Source organism: Nostoc sp. CCY 9925, assembly GCF_963920935.1.
Classification (GTDB): domain Bacteria; phylum Cyanobacteriota; class Cyanobacteriia; order Cyanobacteriales; family Nostocaceae; genus Nostoc.
In genome coordinates this window covers 1-15,920 of sequence record NZ_CAWUDO010000142.1, presented here as the reverse complement: position 1 = coordinate 15,920, position 15,920 = coordinate 1, and the positions used below count along the sequence as shown (strand labels likewise).

16 protein-coding genes and 1 pseudogene are annotated in these 15,920 nt (G+C 43.9%); 5 read left to right on the top strand and 12 right to left on the bottom strand.

Annotated features, from left to right (window positions below; genetic code table 11):
• Positions 1–106: 106 nt before the first annotated feature.
• From ACM0OY_RS36300 to ACM0OY_RS36280, 5 genes and pseudogenes are all read right to left on the bottom strand, one after another.
• Positions 107–412 carry a type II toxin-antitoxin system RelE/ParE family toxin gene (locus ACM0OY_RS36300; protein WP_414573575.1) on the bottom strand — a complete coding sequence of 102 codons (306 nt, stop codon included), beginning with the start codon at positions 410–412 and terminating at the stop codon, positions 107–109.
• 2 nt (positions 413–414) lie between these two features.
• On the bottom strand, positions 415–675 hold the full coding sequence (locus ACM0OY_RS36295) for a ribbon-helix-helix domain-containing protein (protein WP_414573577.1): 261 nt from the start codon (positions 673–675) through the stop codon (positions 415–417).
• 161 nt (positions 676–836) lie between these two features.
• Positions 837–1,232, bottom strand: a pseudogene (locus ACM0OY_RS36290) (RidA family protein); the annotation flags it as partial.
• Positions 1,233–1,294: 62 nt separating this feature from the next.
• The gene (locus ACM0OY_RS36285) at positions 1,295–1,726 is read right to left on the bottom strand and encodes an NUDIX domain-containing protein (RefSeq protein ID WP_414573574.1); all 432 of its coding nucleotides are present in this window, start codon (positions 1,724–1,726) and stop codon (positions 1,295–1,297) included.
• Between the two features lie 79 nt (positions 1,727–1,805).
• A complete protein-coding gene (locus ACM0OY_RS36280) occupies positions 1,806–1,931 on the bottom strand; it encodes a hypothetical protein (RefSeq protein ID WP_414573573.1) in 126 nt (41 codons plus the stop codon).
• On the opposite strand from ACM0OY_RS36280, the gene malQ reads away from it, so the two are divergent.
• The gene (gene malQ, locus ACM0OY_RS36275) at positions 1,906–3,414 is read left to right on the top strand and encodes a 4-alpha-glucanotransferase (protein WP_414573572.1); all 1,509 of its coding nucleotides are present in this window, start codon (positions 1,906–1,908) and stop codon (positions 3,412–3,414) included. The two genes, ACM0OY_RS36280 and malQ, sit on opposite strands and share 26 nt — an antisense overlap.
• A gap of 121 nt (positions 3,415–3,535) precedes the next feature.
• Here malQ and ACM0OY_RS36270 read toward each other — a convergent pair whose 3' ends face one another.
• Together ACM0OY_RS36270 and ACM0OY_RS36265 are read right to left on the bottom strand one after the other, a co-directional pair.
• The gene (locus ACM0OY_RS36270) at positions 3,536–4,372 is read right to left on the bottom strand and encodes a helix-turn-helix domain-containing protein (RefSeq protein ID WP_414573571.1); all 837 of its coding nucleotides are present in this window, start codon (positions 4,370–4,372) and stop codon (positions 3,536–3,538) included.
• Between the two features lie 295 nt (positions 4,373–4,667).
• Complete coding sequence (locus ACM0OY_RS36265; RefSeq protein WP_414573570.1) at positions 4,668–5,453, bottom strand: pseudouridine synthase; 786 nt, start codon at positions 5,451–5,453, stop codon at positions 4,668–4,670.
• Between the two features lie 133 nt (positions 5,454–5,586).
• Here ACM0OY_RS36265 and ACM0OY_RS36260 point away from each other — a divergent pair, with 133 nt between their 5' ends.
• Positions 5,587–6,300: a DUF2993 domain-containing protein gene (locus ACM0OY_RS36260; RefSeq protein WP_414573569.1), complete on the top strand. Its 714-nt coding sequence runs from the start codon at positions 5,587–5,589 to the stop codon at positions 6,298–6,300.
• Between the two features lie 143 nt (positions 6,301–6,443).
• On the opposite strand, the gene ACM0OY_RS36255 is transcribed toward ACM0OY_RS36260, so the two are convergent.
• Together ACM0OY_RS36255 and cbiT are read right to left on the bottom strand one after the other, a co-directional pair.
• Positions 6,444–7,334 (bottom strand): phosphatidate cytidylyltransferase, encoded by an 891-nt coding sequence (locus ACM0OY_RS36255; protein WP_414573568.1) that lies wholly within the window; start codon positions 7,332–7,334, stop codon positions 6,444–6,446.
• Between the two features lie 128 nt (positions 7,335–7,462).
• Complete coding sequence (cbiT, locus tag ACM0OY_RS36250) at positions 7,463–8,065, bottom strand: precorrin-6Y C5,15-methyltransferase subunit CbiT (RefSeq protein WP_414573567.1); 603 nt, start codon at positions 8,063–8,065, stop codon at positions 7,463–7,465.
• A 94-nt stretch (positions 8,066–8,159) separates the two neighbouring features.
• Between cbiT and ACM0OY_RS36245 the strand changes: the two genes are divergently transcribed.
• The gene (locus ACM0OY_RS36245) at positions 8,160–9,554 is read left to right on the top strand and encodes a serine/threonine protein kinase (protein ID WP_414573566.1); all 1,395 of its coding nucleotides are present in this window, start codon (positions 8,160–8,162) and stop codon (positions 9,552–9,554) included.
• Positions 9,555–9,716: 162 nt separating this feature from the next.
• On the opposite strand, the gene ACM0OY_RS36240 is transcribed toward ACM0OY_RS36245, so the two are convergent.
• The gene (locus ACM0OY_RS36240; RefSeq protein ID WP_414573565.1) at positions 9,717–9,875 is read right to left on the bottom strand and encodes a hypothetical protein; all 159 of its coding nucleotides are present in this window, start codon (positions 9,873–9,875) and stop codon (positions 9,717–9,719) included.
• Positions 9,876–10,108: 233 nt separating this feature from the next.
• Here ACM0OY_RS36240 and tatA point away from each other — a divergent pair, with 233 nt between their 5' ends.
• Positions 10,109–10,285 carry a twin-arginine translocase TatA/TatE family subunit gene (gene tatA / locus ACM0OY_RS36235; protein WP_414573564.1) on the top strand — a complete coding sequence of 59 codons (177 nt, stop codon included), beginning with the start codon at positions 10,109–10,111 and terminating at the stop codon, positions 10,283–10,285.
• A gap of 57 nt (positions 10,286–10,342) precedes the next feature.
• Here tatA and cphA read toward each other — a convergent pair whose 3' ends face one another.
• Together cphA and ACM0OY_RS36225 are read right to left on the bottom strand one after the other, a co-directional pair.
• Positions 10,343–13,048: a cyanophycin synthetase gene (gene cphA, locus ACM0OY_RS36230; protein ID WP_414573576.1), complete on the bottom strand. Its 2,706-nt coding sequence runs from the start codon at positions 13,046–13,048 to the stop codon at positions 10,343–10,345.
• A 428-nt stretch (positions 13,049–13,476) separates the two neighbouring features.
• Positions 13,477–14,340: a cyanophycinase gene (locus tag ACM0OY_RS36225; RefSeq protein ID WP_414573563.1), complete on the bottom strand. Its 864-nt coding sequence runs from the start codon at positions 14,338–14,340 to the stop codon at positions 13,477–13,479.
• A gap of 728 nt (positions 14,341–15,068) precedes the next feature.
• Here ACM0OY_RS36225 and trmD point away from each other — a divergent pair.
• Positions 15,069–15,809 (top strand): tRNA (guanosine(37)-N1)-methyltransferase TrmD, encoded by a 741-nt coding sequence (trmD, locus tag ACM0OY_RS36220; protein ID WP_414573562.1) that lies wholly within the window; start codon positions 15,069–15,071, stop codon positions 15,807–15,809.
• Positions 15,810–15,920 lie beyond the last annotated feature (111 nt).

Here is a 15,920-nt window from a genome sequence, read left to right as displayed (position 1 = left end):
GCCTCCTGCCTCCTGCCTTGTCATAACGACAATTTTCAACACCGACCTACTTACACCAAGATATAAAGAGCAAACTCACAGATGTCGCGTGAAGTTATCCAAGGCTTTACTCATCATCCGACTCTGCAAATAAAGATTCTAAATCTTGACGACCGCTGACAACGCGCAAAATTTTAACGCCATCATCAATTACTTGGTACAGAATTATATATCCATCTAGCGGCAAGCCACGTAACGAAGGTTTAATATAAGCATAACTGCGTCCCATATTTGGAAACATTGCTAAATTTTGGCATTTATTGTTAAACTCTCTAAATAGTTTTTCTCCTGCTTCTAGGTTTCGGATTAAAAAGTAATCAGAAATTTCATTTAAGTCACGACTTGCAGATAATGAAATGACATAGCGGCTCATTATTAAGCCTCACGCGCCTTTTGGAACTTTTCTAGTATCTGCGTCACTACAGTTTCGCCATCCAAAACTTCACCGCGTTCAATCTCAGCAATTGCGACATCAACTTTTTGTCGGGTTTCTTCCACCCATTGGACATATTCGGAATTTAATTTTTCTAGCAATTGAAATGCTACATCAATTACTTCATCTGCATTTGTAAATTTCCCACTAGCAATTTGAGCTTGGATAAATTGCTCGTGTTCGGGTTTGAGTTCAATGTTCATCATTTATCGTTTTAATCATCAATTTACAGTTTTACTCTATAAGATCAGAATATTTGACAATCTCAAAGGATGTTTTAAAAGTAAGCAAAAGGTATAAATTTTCATTCTGTAACTTGACATTTTAGACTTGACAAACATCCTCTGAGAATGTTTTATTCGCCCTAACCGCTAATCACCGCAATACATTCAATTTCTACCAATACATTCTTAGGTAACCGCGATACCTCAACACAAGCCCGCGCTGGGGCTGTATTTTCCGGAAAATATTTGGCATAAACGGCATTCACCGCCGCAAAATCATTCATATCAGCCAGAAAAACAGTAGTTTTCACCACATCTTCAAAAGTCGCCCCACCTGCTGTCAGGATGGCTTCCAGATTAGCTATTACTTGCTCAGTTTGCTTTTTGACATCATCAGTGTAGACGACATCACCAAGGCGGGGATCGATGGCAATTTGCCCAGCTACAAATAACAATTGACCAGAAGCAGCGATCGCTTGATTATAAGGGCCAACTGGTGCGGGTGCGTTATCAGTACGAATTACTTTTTTACTCATTTTTACAACTCCTAACTCCTAATTCTTGTACAGACGCGATTCATGGCGTCTCTCTTAACTCCCTACCCCAACCTCGGACGTATCCCATAATGCCGATATCGCCAATAATCCTGCAAAATGCGATCGTGGTCAAAACATAAATTACTCGGCACACGCCAAGACTCAAAAATTCCTACACTCCTAGCATCATCCCCAGCCACAGGTTCCCCCGTCGCCGTGGCCAAAAACACAATACTAATGGTATGCTGACGCGGATCGCGACTGGGGTCAGAATACACCAGTAATTGTTCAACTAACTCCACCTGCAAACCCGTTTCTTCCTCAGCTTCCCGCTGCGCCGCCACTTCCACTGCTTCTCCATAATCCACAAAACCACCAGGAATAGCCCAACCTAAGGGTGAATTATGTCTTTCAATTAACACTATTGGCCGATGAGGTCGATCTACTAGTTCAATGATGATATCAACTGTCGGTGCGGGATTTCGGTAAGTCATAGTTATTAGTCATTAGTCATTGGTCATTAGTCATTGGTTATTCACAAAGGACAAATGACTAACGATAAGTAAAATGAGTTTACTTGATTTCCTCCGTAAATACTGATGTGTGATAAATTCGATGCGATCGCATAGCACTTGGTTGTGGCGATCGCTTGCTCCTATAATTCAGGTTAAATATGCCTTTTCCTAGATCTAGTGGCATTCTGCTGCATCCTACTTCTTTTCCCAGTCGATTTGGCATTGGGGATTTAGGCTTAGAAGCCTATCGCTTCATTGATTTTCTCAAAGAAAGCTATCAACAATATTGGCAAGTTTTACCTTTAGGCCCTACAGCATACGGAAATTCCCCGTATATGTGCTACTCAGCAATGGCAGGAAATCCCCTACTGATTAGTCCAGAAAAACTATTAGACGAGGGTTTGCTAGTTGAAGAAGACTTTGCCAATTTACCAGGATTTCCGGCGGAACAATTAGATTACGATCGGGTTGTGCCAATTAAGATTGGACTACTCAAAAAAGCCTGTGAAAACTTTAAAGTTAATGCTACGCCTATCCAGCAGAGAGAGTTTGCAGGTTTTTGCGACAGCAAAGCTTATTGGCTAGATAATTATGCCTTATTTATGGCATTGAAAGATGCTAACGAAGGAGCAAGTTGGCATAAATGGCAACCGGAATTTGTTAAGCGCGAACCAGAAGCATTAGATCAAGCACAGCGCCGCCTCAATGGAGAAATTTTTTATTACAAGTTCATCCAATTTGAATTTTTCCGCCAGTGGTCAGACTTAAAAAGCTACGCCAACATGCGTGGTATAGAGATTATAGGCGATATCCCCATTTACGTAGCTCACGATAGTGCTGATGTCTGGGCGCATCCTGACATTTTTGCCTTAGATGAAGAGACGGGAGAAGCGGCCCAAATGGCAGGAGTTCCACCAGATTACTTTAGTGCCACCGGTCAATTATGGGGCAACCCAGTTTATAACTGGGAGAAATTGCAAAAACAAGACTTTAAGTGGTGGGTACAGCGCTTTGAGGCCATGCTGGATTATGTAGATATAATTCGCATTGACCACTTCCGAGGCTTCGAGGCTTATTGGTCTGTACCCCAAGGCGAACAAACAGCCATGAATGGCAAATGGGTGGAAGCGCCCGGTGAAGCTTTTTTTGAAGTGATTAGGCAGAAGTTGGGCAAGCTACCCGTATTGGCAGAAGATTTGGGAGTAATTACACCAGAGGTAGAAGCACTGCGAGACAAATTTGAATTTCCGGGAATGAAAGTTTTGCAATTTGCCTTCGGTTCCGATGCCGCTAATCCGTTTTTACCATTCAATTACACGCGAAATGCTGTAGTTTATACCGGAACTCACGACAATAACACAACTGTCGGCTGGTTCAACACAGCTGACGACTACGAAAAGCAAAACCTATTGCTTTATTTAGGTTGTGTTAGTCCTGAAGGCATTCACTGGGATTTAATTCGACTAGCATTGAGTTCCGTAGCCAATCAAGCGATTATTCCTTTGCAAGATATTTTGGGATTAGGAAACGAAGCGCGGATGAATTTTCCCAGTGTTGCTGAGGGTAACTGGGGATGGCGCTATCAAGCAGCAGCCTTAACAGAGGAATTAAGCTCAAGATTGAAAGTTCTCACAAAACTCAATGGACGTGCCCCGCAAGGACAGTGAGGTCTGAGGAGTGTGGGGAGTGTGGGGAGTTGAGGAGATGGGGAAGTATGGGGAGAGAAGGGGGAAAGATTTCTTCCCACACCTCCCACCTCTCCCACACTCCCAATGCCCCTCATCCCGCTCATCTCAAAAACTTGGGTTTAGCAGCCGCAATCATAACTTCTTCTTCTTTCCCTAGTTCTCCCATTTCTTTGGCTTTCTCCTGATTAACACTCATCAAGACACCACCAGCATTATCAGTTTTCACTGTTAGTTGCTCTTGGGCTTTCCAAACCCGGTGAGTACCTTCTGGTAAAGTACCCTCAAACTCGGTTTTGCCATCAGCTATTACCCGAATCCAGGATGACGCTTTCAAGGTAACGCCAATTTGTACAGCCTCTTTTTGTTTGACGCCGCTTGAGGTATCGCTGACAGGTTGAACTTCTAGCGGGTGTTTTGGTTCGGCTAATTCTGGTCTAACTATTTCTGGTTTAACAATGGGCTTTTGTTTTGGCTGTGGCTCGCTTTGGGTATTACTGGCTTGTAGTACGGCATTATTTAATAAAAGAGATAAGCCATTTACAGAGCATAAAATTAGCAATATGTAAAGAAAGTAAAGATGAACAGGACGTAGTTGATTCAAGGGTGAATTATTCGCCGTAGGTTGGAAGTTCACTTGTGGAGAATTAATCGGAAAAGTGTCAGCTAATTCGGCTCCATTCAAGCCCAGTGCGTCGGCAAATTGTCTGATCAAACCCTGAATATAAACTGGTTCTGGGAGATCGTTTAAATTACCTTCTTCAATCGCCTGCAATAGCCGCCGCGGAATCATGGTCAATACAACCACTTGTTCTAGAGATAGACCCTGTTCTTGACGTAAGGCCCAAAGTTGAGCGCCAATTTGTGCCAACTTTTGAGATCTTTGTTGCTCTAATGAAAGTGGGGGCTGCTGATTATTTTTCTTTCTTGGCCATTTCATGGCTTCTGACACTCCTTAACTCAACTAAATCTTTAATAGGTTACCCGATTGGGAAACAATTCAGAATTCACCAATGCAGAAGCCAGAATTCAAGATGAATTTATAGCTCCTTTTGTGATGAATAAACGGGTTTAAAACCCCTAAACAAATCTACGATTTGCTGAGCCAGTACGGCAAGAAAATTTTCTTGTGTAGATGATTAGCGCATTTAAGAGCGTTAGCAAATCAGACCCTACATTTGGTAATACATCACCCCAAGGGCGATCCACAATTAGCTGGCGGTCTCAAGCCTCACCTACTTGAATTCTGGATTCTGAATTCTGAATTCTGACTCCTGGTCGATCTGTTCTCGCAAAAAGTGAATTTCCCGCTCTTTGAGGAAACGATATTTACCCTCTGACAAAAATGGTTCTTTTGGTGTTTGTAATTGAATTGAGCCGATGGCACTCCGATGCAGTTGGATTACTGGGTATCCCAGTTGTTGGGCTATCCGGCGAATTTGGCGATTTCTTCCCTCCTGTAAGACAATTTCTAAAAGGCTTCCTTCAGCACAACGTTCTACGATCTGTACCTTAGCGGGTCGTGTTTTTCTACCCTCCAACATCACACCCTGACGCCATATCCGTAATACAGCTTCTGGAGGATGTCCTTTTACCAAAACACGATAAGTCTTGGAAATGCTGTGACGTGGATGGGTTAGTCCAAATGTCAAGTCTCCGTCATTTGTCAGGATTAATGCTCCTGTGGAGTCTACATCTAAACGCCCAACTGGATGAATACCTGAACCCTCGCGTAATTCCTTTGGTAGTAGATCCAAAACTGTTGGTCTTTGGTGAGGATCGTAGCAAGTTGAAACTACTCCAGCTGGTTTGTGCAGCAACAGATAAATTAAAGCTGGGCGCTGCTTTGGAGATATCAGCTTGCCATCAATAGCGATCGCATCTTTTTCGGGATCGACTTTTTGGCCCAAATGTGCCAATACCCCATTGATCCGCACTCGCGATCGCTTAATCATTTCTTCAGCTTCACGACGTGAGGCAATACCCAATTGAGCAAGAACTTTTTGTAACCGTGCCTCCATGTATAAATTACTGATTTACTGTTAACTATTAAATGATATTTGCATTTTGTAGTGATTAGGCATAAATGTTACATTTAAGGCTTGTTTAAATTCGTCAGTTGTTGAGCAAATACTCATAAACTCCATTGGTTAGATGTCAGAGCAAAATTCCCAAACAACAAATGTAAACAAAATCCGAATAATTACGCAAGTAATCACAACAGCATTAAAGCTGTGGTTGAGGGCCCAAGTCAGCGAGATATCTGAATTAGAAGTGGAGATTAAAGCCAGCGATCGCCAAATTCTTACTGGACGCATTCCTTCGGTATCTATTTTTGCTAGTGATGCAGTTTATCAAGGACTCCTAATTACAAAAATTCAATTAATTGCAGAAAATATTCAGATAAATATCGGGTCAATACTCAAGGGAAAGCCCTTGCGATTGTTACAAACAGTACCAGTTGTTGGCGATTTGACCATAGACGAGAAAGATCTCAATGCTTCTCTCTCATCTAGCTTATTATCAACTGCTTTAAGCGATCTACTAGTTAAGGTTTTACCAACACATTGCCCAAAAACACAACCCATTAATTGGCAAGAAATTATTCTTGAGAACAACCAAATTATACTGCTCGGTTTTAGAGTCACCAATAGTCAAACAACACCTCTGAAGATCTCTCTGGGCTTACAGTTAGTTAATGGTCAGGAGTTGCAACTGACAGATATCCAAATCAAGGACGATCGGGGAGATTTATTAGAAGACAATCATGGCTACAATTTCGATCTTGGCTCAGATGTTGATATCCAACAACTAACTCTGATCCCAGGTCAGCTAGTATGTCGTGGGCGAATTAATGTTAACCCGTAAAGGGAATGGGGAATGAGGTAGTGTGGGTAGATGGGGGACAAGGAGACAAGGAGAATAATTGTTAACTATTAATTCAACAGTCAACAGTCAGCACTCGCTAATTTCTCAATACCCAATCCCCAATCCCCAGTCCCTAGTCCCTTTTACCCATCCGCGATCAGTGGCAAAAGTAGGGTTACGAAATAGTAAACCAAAGGTGCTGTAAAGATATAACTATCAGTACGATCTAAAATTCCACCGTGGCCAGGAATTAACTGACCAGAATCCTTGACTCCAGCATCCCGCTTCAGCATAGATTCGGTGAGATCCCCTAAAAGGCTAGCAACACCAATCAGCAAACCCAATGCTAGACCAGTAAACAGAGATTTAGGCAAGTGTAAATAATAAGCTCCAGCTAAAGCTACTGCAATACTGGAGGTAATACCAAACACAGCACCTTCTACGGTTTTTTTCGGACTAATCTCAGACAAACGAGTTTTGCCAAAGAATTTGCCGATTGTGTAAGCACCGATATCAGCTGCCCAAATACATAACAAAGTCAGCAGTGTTGCTGTCAAACCTTGTGGTAAAGAGGTAGAATTTGCCTTCTGCCAGAAATCTGCCCAGGTTGTAGGCCAGTAAGCTCCTAAAGGAAGATTGCTAAAAGCAGCAGTATCAATTGCTCGCAATCGCACCCAATAACTCGGTAAATAACCTACGTAAAATAGCCCCATAATCGAAGCGGAAATATCCGCGATGGTGGCGAATTTAGGTTGAAACAGTAGGTAAAAACAAATCAGTGTACCCGCTATTGGCATCACAGCATCGGCTAAACTGCCATCAAGGGTACAAATCACCAGCAAGACTTGGCTAGCAGCCATAGTGGTTTTAGCAGCAGGAGCAATGCCTCTGGCTCGCACCAAATTAAAATATTCCTCTTGACCCAAAAAGACGACAACCGCAAACATGATGGTAAAGTACCAACCACCTAAAAGGGTCGCACACAGAGCAAGAGCGATCGCAATAATTCCACTAATAATCCGAGACCAAGGCATAGAAGTACTGGGGACTGGGGATTGGATATTCGGGATTGGGGGTTGGGGATTGGGGGTTGGGTATTGGGGATTGGGTAAACTCTTCCGTAATTCCCAGTCCCCAGTCCCTAGTCCCCAGTCCCCAGTCCCTAATCCAGTTTCTCACCACTGAGGATAAAAATGGGATCGACGGCGGTAAAGGTTTGAGAAAAGCCGCGCGTTTCTAAGCGGTTAACGGCAGATTGGACAACTTCGATATTTCTAGCCCTTAATATGGCAAAACTCTGGGAAATAGCATACAGGCTTTCTAGATTAGCAGCTGTGGCTACAACCCGACCTGATGGCGGTAAATATTGCCAAGCAGCTTGGAGAATTTCCTGAACCGGGCGCCCTCCCTCAATACAAACGCGGTGAGGGGTCACCTTGAGATCTTGTAAACATTCTGGGGCGCTACCTTCAATGACTTCGACGTTCTTGACTTCAAAGCGATCGCAGTTACGCTTAATCAGATTAGCTACTTCTTCATCCCTTTCTACAGCAATAATCTTTCCTTTTGGACAAAGCAATCCCACCTCTACAGGAATTGTACCCGTCCCAGCGCCAATGTCCCACAATACTGAATTTGGTTGTAGCCGCAGTTGAGCAATTAACAACAGTCGGACTTCTCGCTGGCTCAGGGGAATTCCTGGCAAATGCTCGAACAACTCATCGGGAATACCAGGGGTAATATAAGGCCAAAGTTGGGAAGGCATAGAACTACGCAATTATACTAAAGATATTGGCAAACTAAATTGAAAAGCCATAAGCTATGAAAACTTTTCAAACGTAGCGTTATCACAAACAATAATGATTGGCCAAATATTGGACGAGCGCTACGAAGTTCAGCAGCTATTAGGAAAAAAAGCAGGGCGGCGAACGCTGTTAGCTCGTGATTTGAAAACTCAGGAATTAGTCGTCATCAAGTTACTCTCTTTTGGTAGTGACTTTGAATGGGACGATCTCAAGCTGTTTGAGCGAGAAGCCCAAACGCTAAAATCTTTGTCACATCCTTTAATACCTCGCTATTTAGACTATTTTGAGGTAAATTCACCAACTATCAAAGGATTTGCCTTAGTACAAACTTATATTCCAGCACAAACTTTAGAGCAATACTTACAAACTGGGCGGACTTTTACGGAAGCTGAAGTCAAACAGATAGCCAAAGCTGTTTTAGAGATCCTTGTTTACTTACATGGGCTACATCCGCCTGTAATCCATCGTGATATTAAGCCTAGCAATATTTTATTGAGCGATCGCTCTGGTAACAGTGTAGGTGAAGTTTATCTGATAGATTTTGGTTCGGTGCAAACTGTCCTCGCTACAGAAACTGGGACTAGGACTGTGGTGGGAACCTATGGCTATATGCCACAGGAGCAATTTGGCGGGCGGACTGTTGCTGCTTCTGACCTCTATAGTTTAGGCGCGACGTTAATTTACTTGGTGACTGGTACACACCCAGCCGATTTACCCCAAAAAGATTTTCGTATTCAGTTTGAGCAAGTGGCTAATCTCAGCCCGGGTTTTACTCGCGCTTTGCAGCAAATGACTGAACCGAGTTTAGAAAAACGTTGTAGTTCTGCCTCACAAGCCTTAAAAATTTTAGAACAGCCCCAATTTGAACTTGATAAAGCTTTAGCTGTTGGCAAACCGATAGGTAGCAAAATCCAAGTTATCAAAAATTGGAATTCTCTAGAAATTATTATTCCATCAGCAGGCTTTCATCCATCGATAATATTCACAGGTTTGTTTGCGATCGCCTGGAATTCATTCACCCTGTCTTGGATAATTGCCGTAATCTCTGCACCTTTTCCCAACCTGCTGTTTATGTTGTTCTCACTTCCTTTTTGGGGTGCTGGCTGTTACATGATATATACATTTTTGTTCCCTTTATTTGGACGCATTCGACTGCGCCTAAATCATCAGCAAATTACTTTTACAAACGATCTGTTGGGATTTAAATTCAACCGTACCCATCCAACGCCAAGGCAACATGTACGGAAGCTGGTCTATATTCCAAAACGCTTTGAGATAGATTTGAATAGTGGTACTAGAGTTGAGGTGAGGCCGGAATTGATCCTTTGGGCTGGAGTACATAAGTATCAACTGGCTGGTTCTGATGGTGTGATTAACTCTGAACCGGAAATAGAATGGCTAGCTCAGGAATTGAGTAATTGGTTAGATATACCAATTACGCAAGAATAAACAAAACTCATAATCTTAAACAGATCTAAAAATGGCAACTATAAATAAAAGGCGATCGCAAATGGAATTAATTCAATAACATCTAAATATTTCACCCTAAATTTATAAAAAAAATTAAATTATTGTACGGTGTGCTAAGCGCATATTATGATTGGTCAAATATTAGGCGATCGCCTCGAATTCGTTTATCCTTTTGTGGACAATAGGTGTTATGACGACGCCTTTTCCTGCAAACTTCATCTTGAGTTTGATATCACTCCCTTTTTGGGGCGCTAGCTTTTTAATGGCAAACACAGTCTTGTTTGCTTTGTTTTTGGGCATCCGTCTGCGGCTTTCGCCAACAAATTGCTTTAACCTGGGAAATGTTGGGATTGAAATTCCATCGTCCTCGTCCAGCCCCAAGAGGTAATATCACTAAGCTGGTATATATTCCAAAGCACTCTCAAACAGGGTTTCTAAGTGCCAAAATCGAAGTTGCGCCCCAACTCACTATTTGTGTCCTCTTTCGCCATCAATGTTTATAGTTAATTACAGATACTGTAGAGGAAACTTATATGTTTTTTGGACTGGGATGGCCGGAAGTAAGTGTAATTGCCATAGTAGCTATTCTAATTTTTGGCCCAAAAAAAATTCCCGAGTTGGGAACTGCCCTGGGCAAAACCCTACGGGGCTTTAAGCAGGAGATGAAAACTCCCAGCGATGAAACCAATCCGGAACAAGAAAAACAATAGTCAAGGGTCAAGAGTCAAAAACTTTTAGATGCTAAACTTTGGACTCTTGACTTTTGACTACAGCAATGTATTCACAACAGAAGAAGGTGCAATCCCATTTTGGGAATCAAAGATCGTCGTACCAGTATTTTGTTGGTGTGTCTCTTCTTTAACCACACCACGCCCTCTAATTAATTTAATCGCCCGATTAACGCTTTCTGGTAAAATTACCACCAGGCTGTTATCTGGTGCAGTGTCTAAGCCTTTGTTAATCGCTTGTGTTTCATCCAAAATTGATTCATAGCGAGTATCAGACTTCACTTCAGTAATGCCTTGAATAATTAACTGGGCAGCCGATCCCCGTGGTCTTCCTCTAGTGTCATCGTCTTCTTTGACGATAATGTAGTCAAAAATTTGTGCTGCTAGTTTGCCCAAGGTGACAAAATCTTCGTCACGGCGATCGCCAGGGCCACCAATTACGCCAATGCGCTGTCCTGTAGTCCAGTTTCGCACGAAAGCACCCACAGCTTCGTAACTAGCGGGGTTGTGGGCATAGTCCACCAACGCGTGGTAATTGCCTAGATTAAACAAATTCATCCGTCCCGGTGTTTGACTCACTGAAGCCCGGAAAGTCTTCAAACCTGCACGAATCTGCTCAATTGTGACGTTTTGCACAAAGGCTGCCAAACTTGCCGCTAAGGCGTTGGCAATCATAAATGGCGCACGCCCACCCATTGTTAAAGGTATATTTTCTGCTCTTTCTATACGGTGTGTCCAATCGCCTTTGACAATGGACAAATAGCCATTTTCATATACCGCTGCGACTCCGCCCTTTTGAATGTGTTTCCGCACCAATTCCGAGTCGGGATTCATGGTGAAGTAAGCAATGTTGGCTTTAGTTTTTTCCGACATAGCGGCGACACGGCGATCGTCGGCGTTGAGTACTGCATAGCCATCAGGGAATACCGCTTCTGCGACTACGCTTTTGAGGTTAGCTAACTGGTCAATTGTATCTATATCGCCTATTCCTAAGTGGTCAGCAGCTACATTCAACACCACACCCACATTTGCTGCTTCAAAGCCCAGTCCAGAGCGAAGAATCCCACCACGAGCCGTTTCCAGTACTGCTACTTCTACTGTGGGGTCTTGCAAGATCAGGTGGGCACTTTGGGGACCTGTGTTATCGCCAGATTCTACTAAGTAATCACCGATATATGTACCGTCTGTAGTAGTATATCCTACTACTTTGCCAGTCTGTTTATAAATATGTGCTAGGAGTCGAGTAGTAGTGGTTTTGCCATTTGTACCCGTGACGCTGAGAATCGGTATTTGGCAAGATTGTTCATTGGGAAACAGCATATCCATCACCGCGCCAGCGACGTTACGGGGAATGCCAACGCTGGGGGCGACGTGCATTCTAAAGCCGGGAGCAGCGTTAACTTCGACAATCACGCCATCTACTTCTCGTAGGGGACGGCTAATGTCTGAGGTGACGATATCTAAGCCGGCGATGTCCAAACCGATAATCTTCACTACCCTTTGTGCCAACCAGATATTTTCTGGGTGGATTTCGTCGGTACGGTCTACGGCGCTACCACCTGTACTCAAGTTTGCCGTTGCCCTAAGATAACAAATGGTGCCCTTGGGTGGCACACTGTTCAGGGTGTAGCCTTGTCTTTCTAGGAGTTGGTAGCTAGTGCGGTCTAGTTCAATTTTGGTCAGGACGTTATCATGTCCTTCACCGCGATTTGGGTCTTGGTTTGTTTCTTCAATCAATTCGGTGATGGTGGATCTGCCATTGCCAATGATATGAGCTGGCACACGTTCGGCAACTGCCACTACTTTGCCATTTACTACCAGTACTCTGTGGTCGCGGCCAACATAGTATCTTTCGATAATAATTGAGCGAGAAACTTGTCTAGCAGCTTCATAGGCAGCTTCAGCTTCTTCCCAAGTTCTAATATCAATAGTGATACCACGTCCGTGATTGCCATCAAGGGGCTTAATGACAATGGGATAGCCGCCTACATATTCAATAGCTTCTTCTAAATCGTCCAAGAAGTTGATCGTTGTGCCTCTGGGTACCGGGGCACCAGCGGCTGCGAGGATACGTTTGGTGGCTTCTTTGTCGCAAGCTAGTTCTACGCCCAAAATGCTGGTATTGTCAGTCATTGTTGCCTGCATCCGCTTTTGGTTGACGCCATAGCCTAGCTGAATCAAAAAGCGGGCTTCTAGAGCCATCCAAGGAATACCTCTTTTTTCGGCTTCTTTGACGATCGCTTCTGTAGAAGGGCCTAGTGAAGCATCACGGCTGAAGTCTTTCAGGTCTTGGATATCTTGCTCTAGTTCTGCTTTGGGGTAGCGACCGCGATCGATGATACTCTGGCATAACCGCACCGCAGCTCGTCCAGCGTAACGGCCTGCTTCCTCATTCAAGTACTCAATCACTACTTGGTAAATTCCAGGTGTAGCAGTTTCACGAGTGCGACCAAAGCCGACATGCATTCCAGCTAATTCTTGGAGTTCTAGTGCTACATGTTCCACGATGTGGCCCATCATCGTGCCTTCTCTCACTCGCATCAGAAAACCACCACGACAGCCAGGGGAACAATAGTGACCCTCCAGACTTGGCAGCGCCTCAACTAATCCTTCGTAAAAGCCAGGGATTTCATTCGAGGGCGTCTCGGCAAGGTTTTCTAAATCGAGGCGCATGACGATCAGCTTGTGGCGTCGAATGCTCCAGTAGTTTGGGCCGCGTAAGGTCTGGATCTTGAGGATTCTCATGGGAATAGGTAGATGGAGATTCGGAACCAAAATTCTAGTTTCTTACTGGAATTGACCGCTAAACTGTTCATTGCAAACAGTTTTTTCTTTTTACATGGTATTCTCATCATTTTTCTACAGCAAGAAATAAATGAGCGGTCAACCAATTTTCGATTTTAGATTGACTATAGCGGAGCTAAGCCGTGCCTGCGAGCGTCTTTTGGATTCAAAGAGACCACAAGGGTACTTAGCTCTGTGAATTATTAGATTTACCATAGCGTAGCTAAGCCTAGTCGGGATAACAGTACGCTACAAAACGATTGTTTTTGAGATTTGTTTCACCAACTTTGTGGCGAAGCATAAACCAAAAAGCTGTTTTAATCTAAAATCCCCAATCCCAAATCTAAAATTTCTGGTCAACTCAGTGTAACCTCAGATACTTTATCCCGTCAGCTGGAGATTCGGTGTACAGCAGGCAATACAGTGCGTTGGTACAGGTGGAAGCGATCGCCATAGCTGAGGATATGCAGACGTAAGTTATGCACCGTTAAGGGTTCGTTAGCACCGACATGAGGTTCGTTGGTGTGGGTGACCTCAGTGGGATCGACAATGGTGACACTGCCTTTACCCATAACTTGTAGCCAGCCATCACGTTCAAACACAGCACAAGTATCTTCGTCAATGCCAATACCTAAGCGATCGGGATGAGCTGCGATCGCACTAATCAGCCGCCCCATCCGATTGCGGTTATGAAAGTGTTGGTCAACGATGACTTCAGGAATAAATCCCAAACCCGTTGCCATATCCACTAAAGAACGATTTGGCGACTCTCCACTACCGCCGCCAGCAATCATATGGTGTCCCATCACCGCTGCTCCAGCGCTGGTGCCTGCTAAGGTAAGTTGCCCTGACCTCACCCGTTGCCGGATAATTTCCATCGCTGGCGTATCTGCCAATACGCCACAGAGACGCAGTTGGTCTCCTCCTGTCAAAAATACCCCACTGCAGGCTTCTAAGGATGCTTTGATTTGGGAGGCTTCACACTGTTCTCGTTCGCGGATGTCTAAAATCTCCACCTTCTGGGCACCCATTTCTTCAAAAATCCGAATATACCGACCACCGATGATAGCGGGTTCGCGAGAGGCAGATGGAATAATTGTAATATAGCCCTTACTAGCACCGGCACGTCCAAAAAAAGTTCTTAGGATATCGCGCCCGTGAACTTTGTCTTCTGCGCCTCCGATAACTAGAACGGCGGTTTTAGTTGCTTGGGGTGTCCTCATTTCCAGCGATTTAGCTTTTAATTCCGGCATTGTGTTTCTCCTGTCAACAACTTCAGGTGAATTTAACAAGATCGGGAGTCCGATGATTTTTGCGCTTTGCAACTTCTGAGAGGACACTTTTGTGAAGTTTGGATTCTCCTGGATCACAGTTCCAAATTCTTGTTTAACGCACACGAGACCTCAGTTTAAACGTGTTTGTTGCCCTGACTCTGCTGCTAGCGCCTTGTTTTTCACCTGTCCACTTCCAGACTGGCAAAATAGTCCTTACTTAGTAAGCTAGGGAGGACACTTCTTTGGTGGGGTTTACCCCCATTTTGGAGCCAGTGCGCTAGAGAGACATTGCTTTGCAAACTTTGGCAAAGTTGTTCGCCCTTACGATTCCCAAAGGTTAGCAAGTCTCGTCGATTGTGCCGACTTGTTTGCTTAGCGTCTCTCTCAAGAGAAGAAACTGGCATCAAAGTCTCAGTTTTCCCCTTTGAGATTGGGGATGAACAGGTCAGACCACGCTTTTTTCTGAGGCTGGCTCGATGCATCCTGAAAGTTGTTAACTTGATATGATTATTAATTTAAATGTAGTTGTGACAACATTTAAACATAAATTAAGTAATTAGAAAAACTTTAGCTCCCATCTAAAATCCAAGATTCCTGGTACTTTTAGATACTATTGATGAAGTTTAACTGTAGTTTGACCCAACATTGGCTTCTTGTGTTTGCTAGACATTCAAATTTAAGATTAGTGTCCTTGAATACGAATTACTGTGCGTTTTGATATAGTTACACTTTTTCCTGACTGTTTTCACTCTATTCTCAGTTCTGGCCTGCTGGGTAAAGCCTTAGCCAAACAGATTGCCCAAGTGCATCTGATTAATCCACGGGACTTTACAACTGACAAGCACCGTAAGGTAGATGATGAACCCTATGGTGGCGGCGTAGGGATGCTAATGAAGCCAGAACCAATCTTCAATGCTGTGGAGTCGCTGCCGATTCTACCTCGAAGAGAAGTTCTCTTGATGAGTCCCCAGGGTCAAACAATTAATCAACCTTTGTTGCGAGAATTGGCAACAAATTATGACCAGTTAGTAGTGATTTGTGGGCATTACGAAGGAGTAGATGAGAGGGTACTGCATTTGGTGACTCGTGAGGTATCTTTAGGAGATTTTATTCTGACTGGCGGCGAAATTCCAGCAATGGCTTTAATTAATGGCGTAGTGCGCCTTTTACCAGGAACTGTAGGCAAAACCGAATCCTTGATAGCAGAAAGTTTTGAGGAGGGGTTATTGGACTATCCCCAATACACTCGCCCAGCAAATTTTCGTGGCTTGAAAGTTCCGGAGGTATTGCTGTCTGGGAATCATGCTGCCATCGCCCGCTGGCGTTACGAACAACAAATTAAAAAAACACGCGATCGCCGTCCCGATCTCCTGGAAAAATGGGAGGAGGGGAAGGGGGAAGGGATGAGGGAGCAGGGGGAGCAGGGGGAGCAGGGGGAGAAAGAATAACCAATGTCCAATGACCCATACCCAATGACTAATGACTAATGACTAATGACCCATACCCAATGACTAATGACTAATGACTAATGACTAATGACTAATGACTAATGACTAATG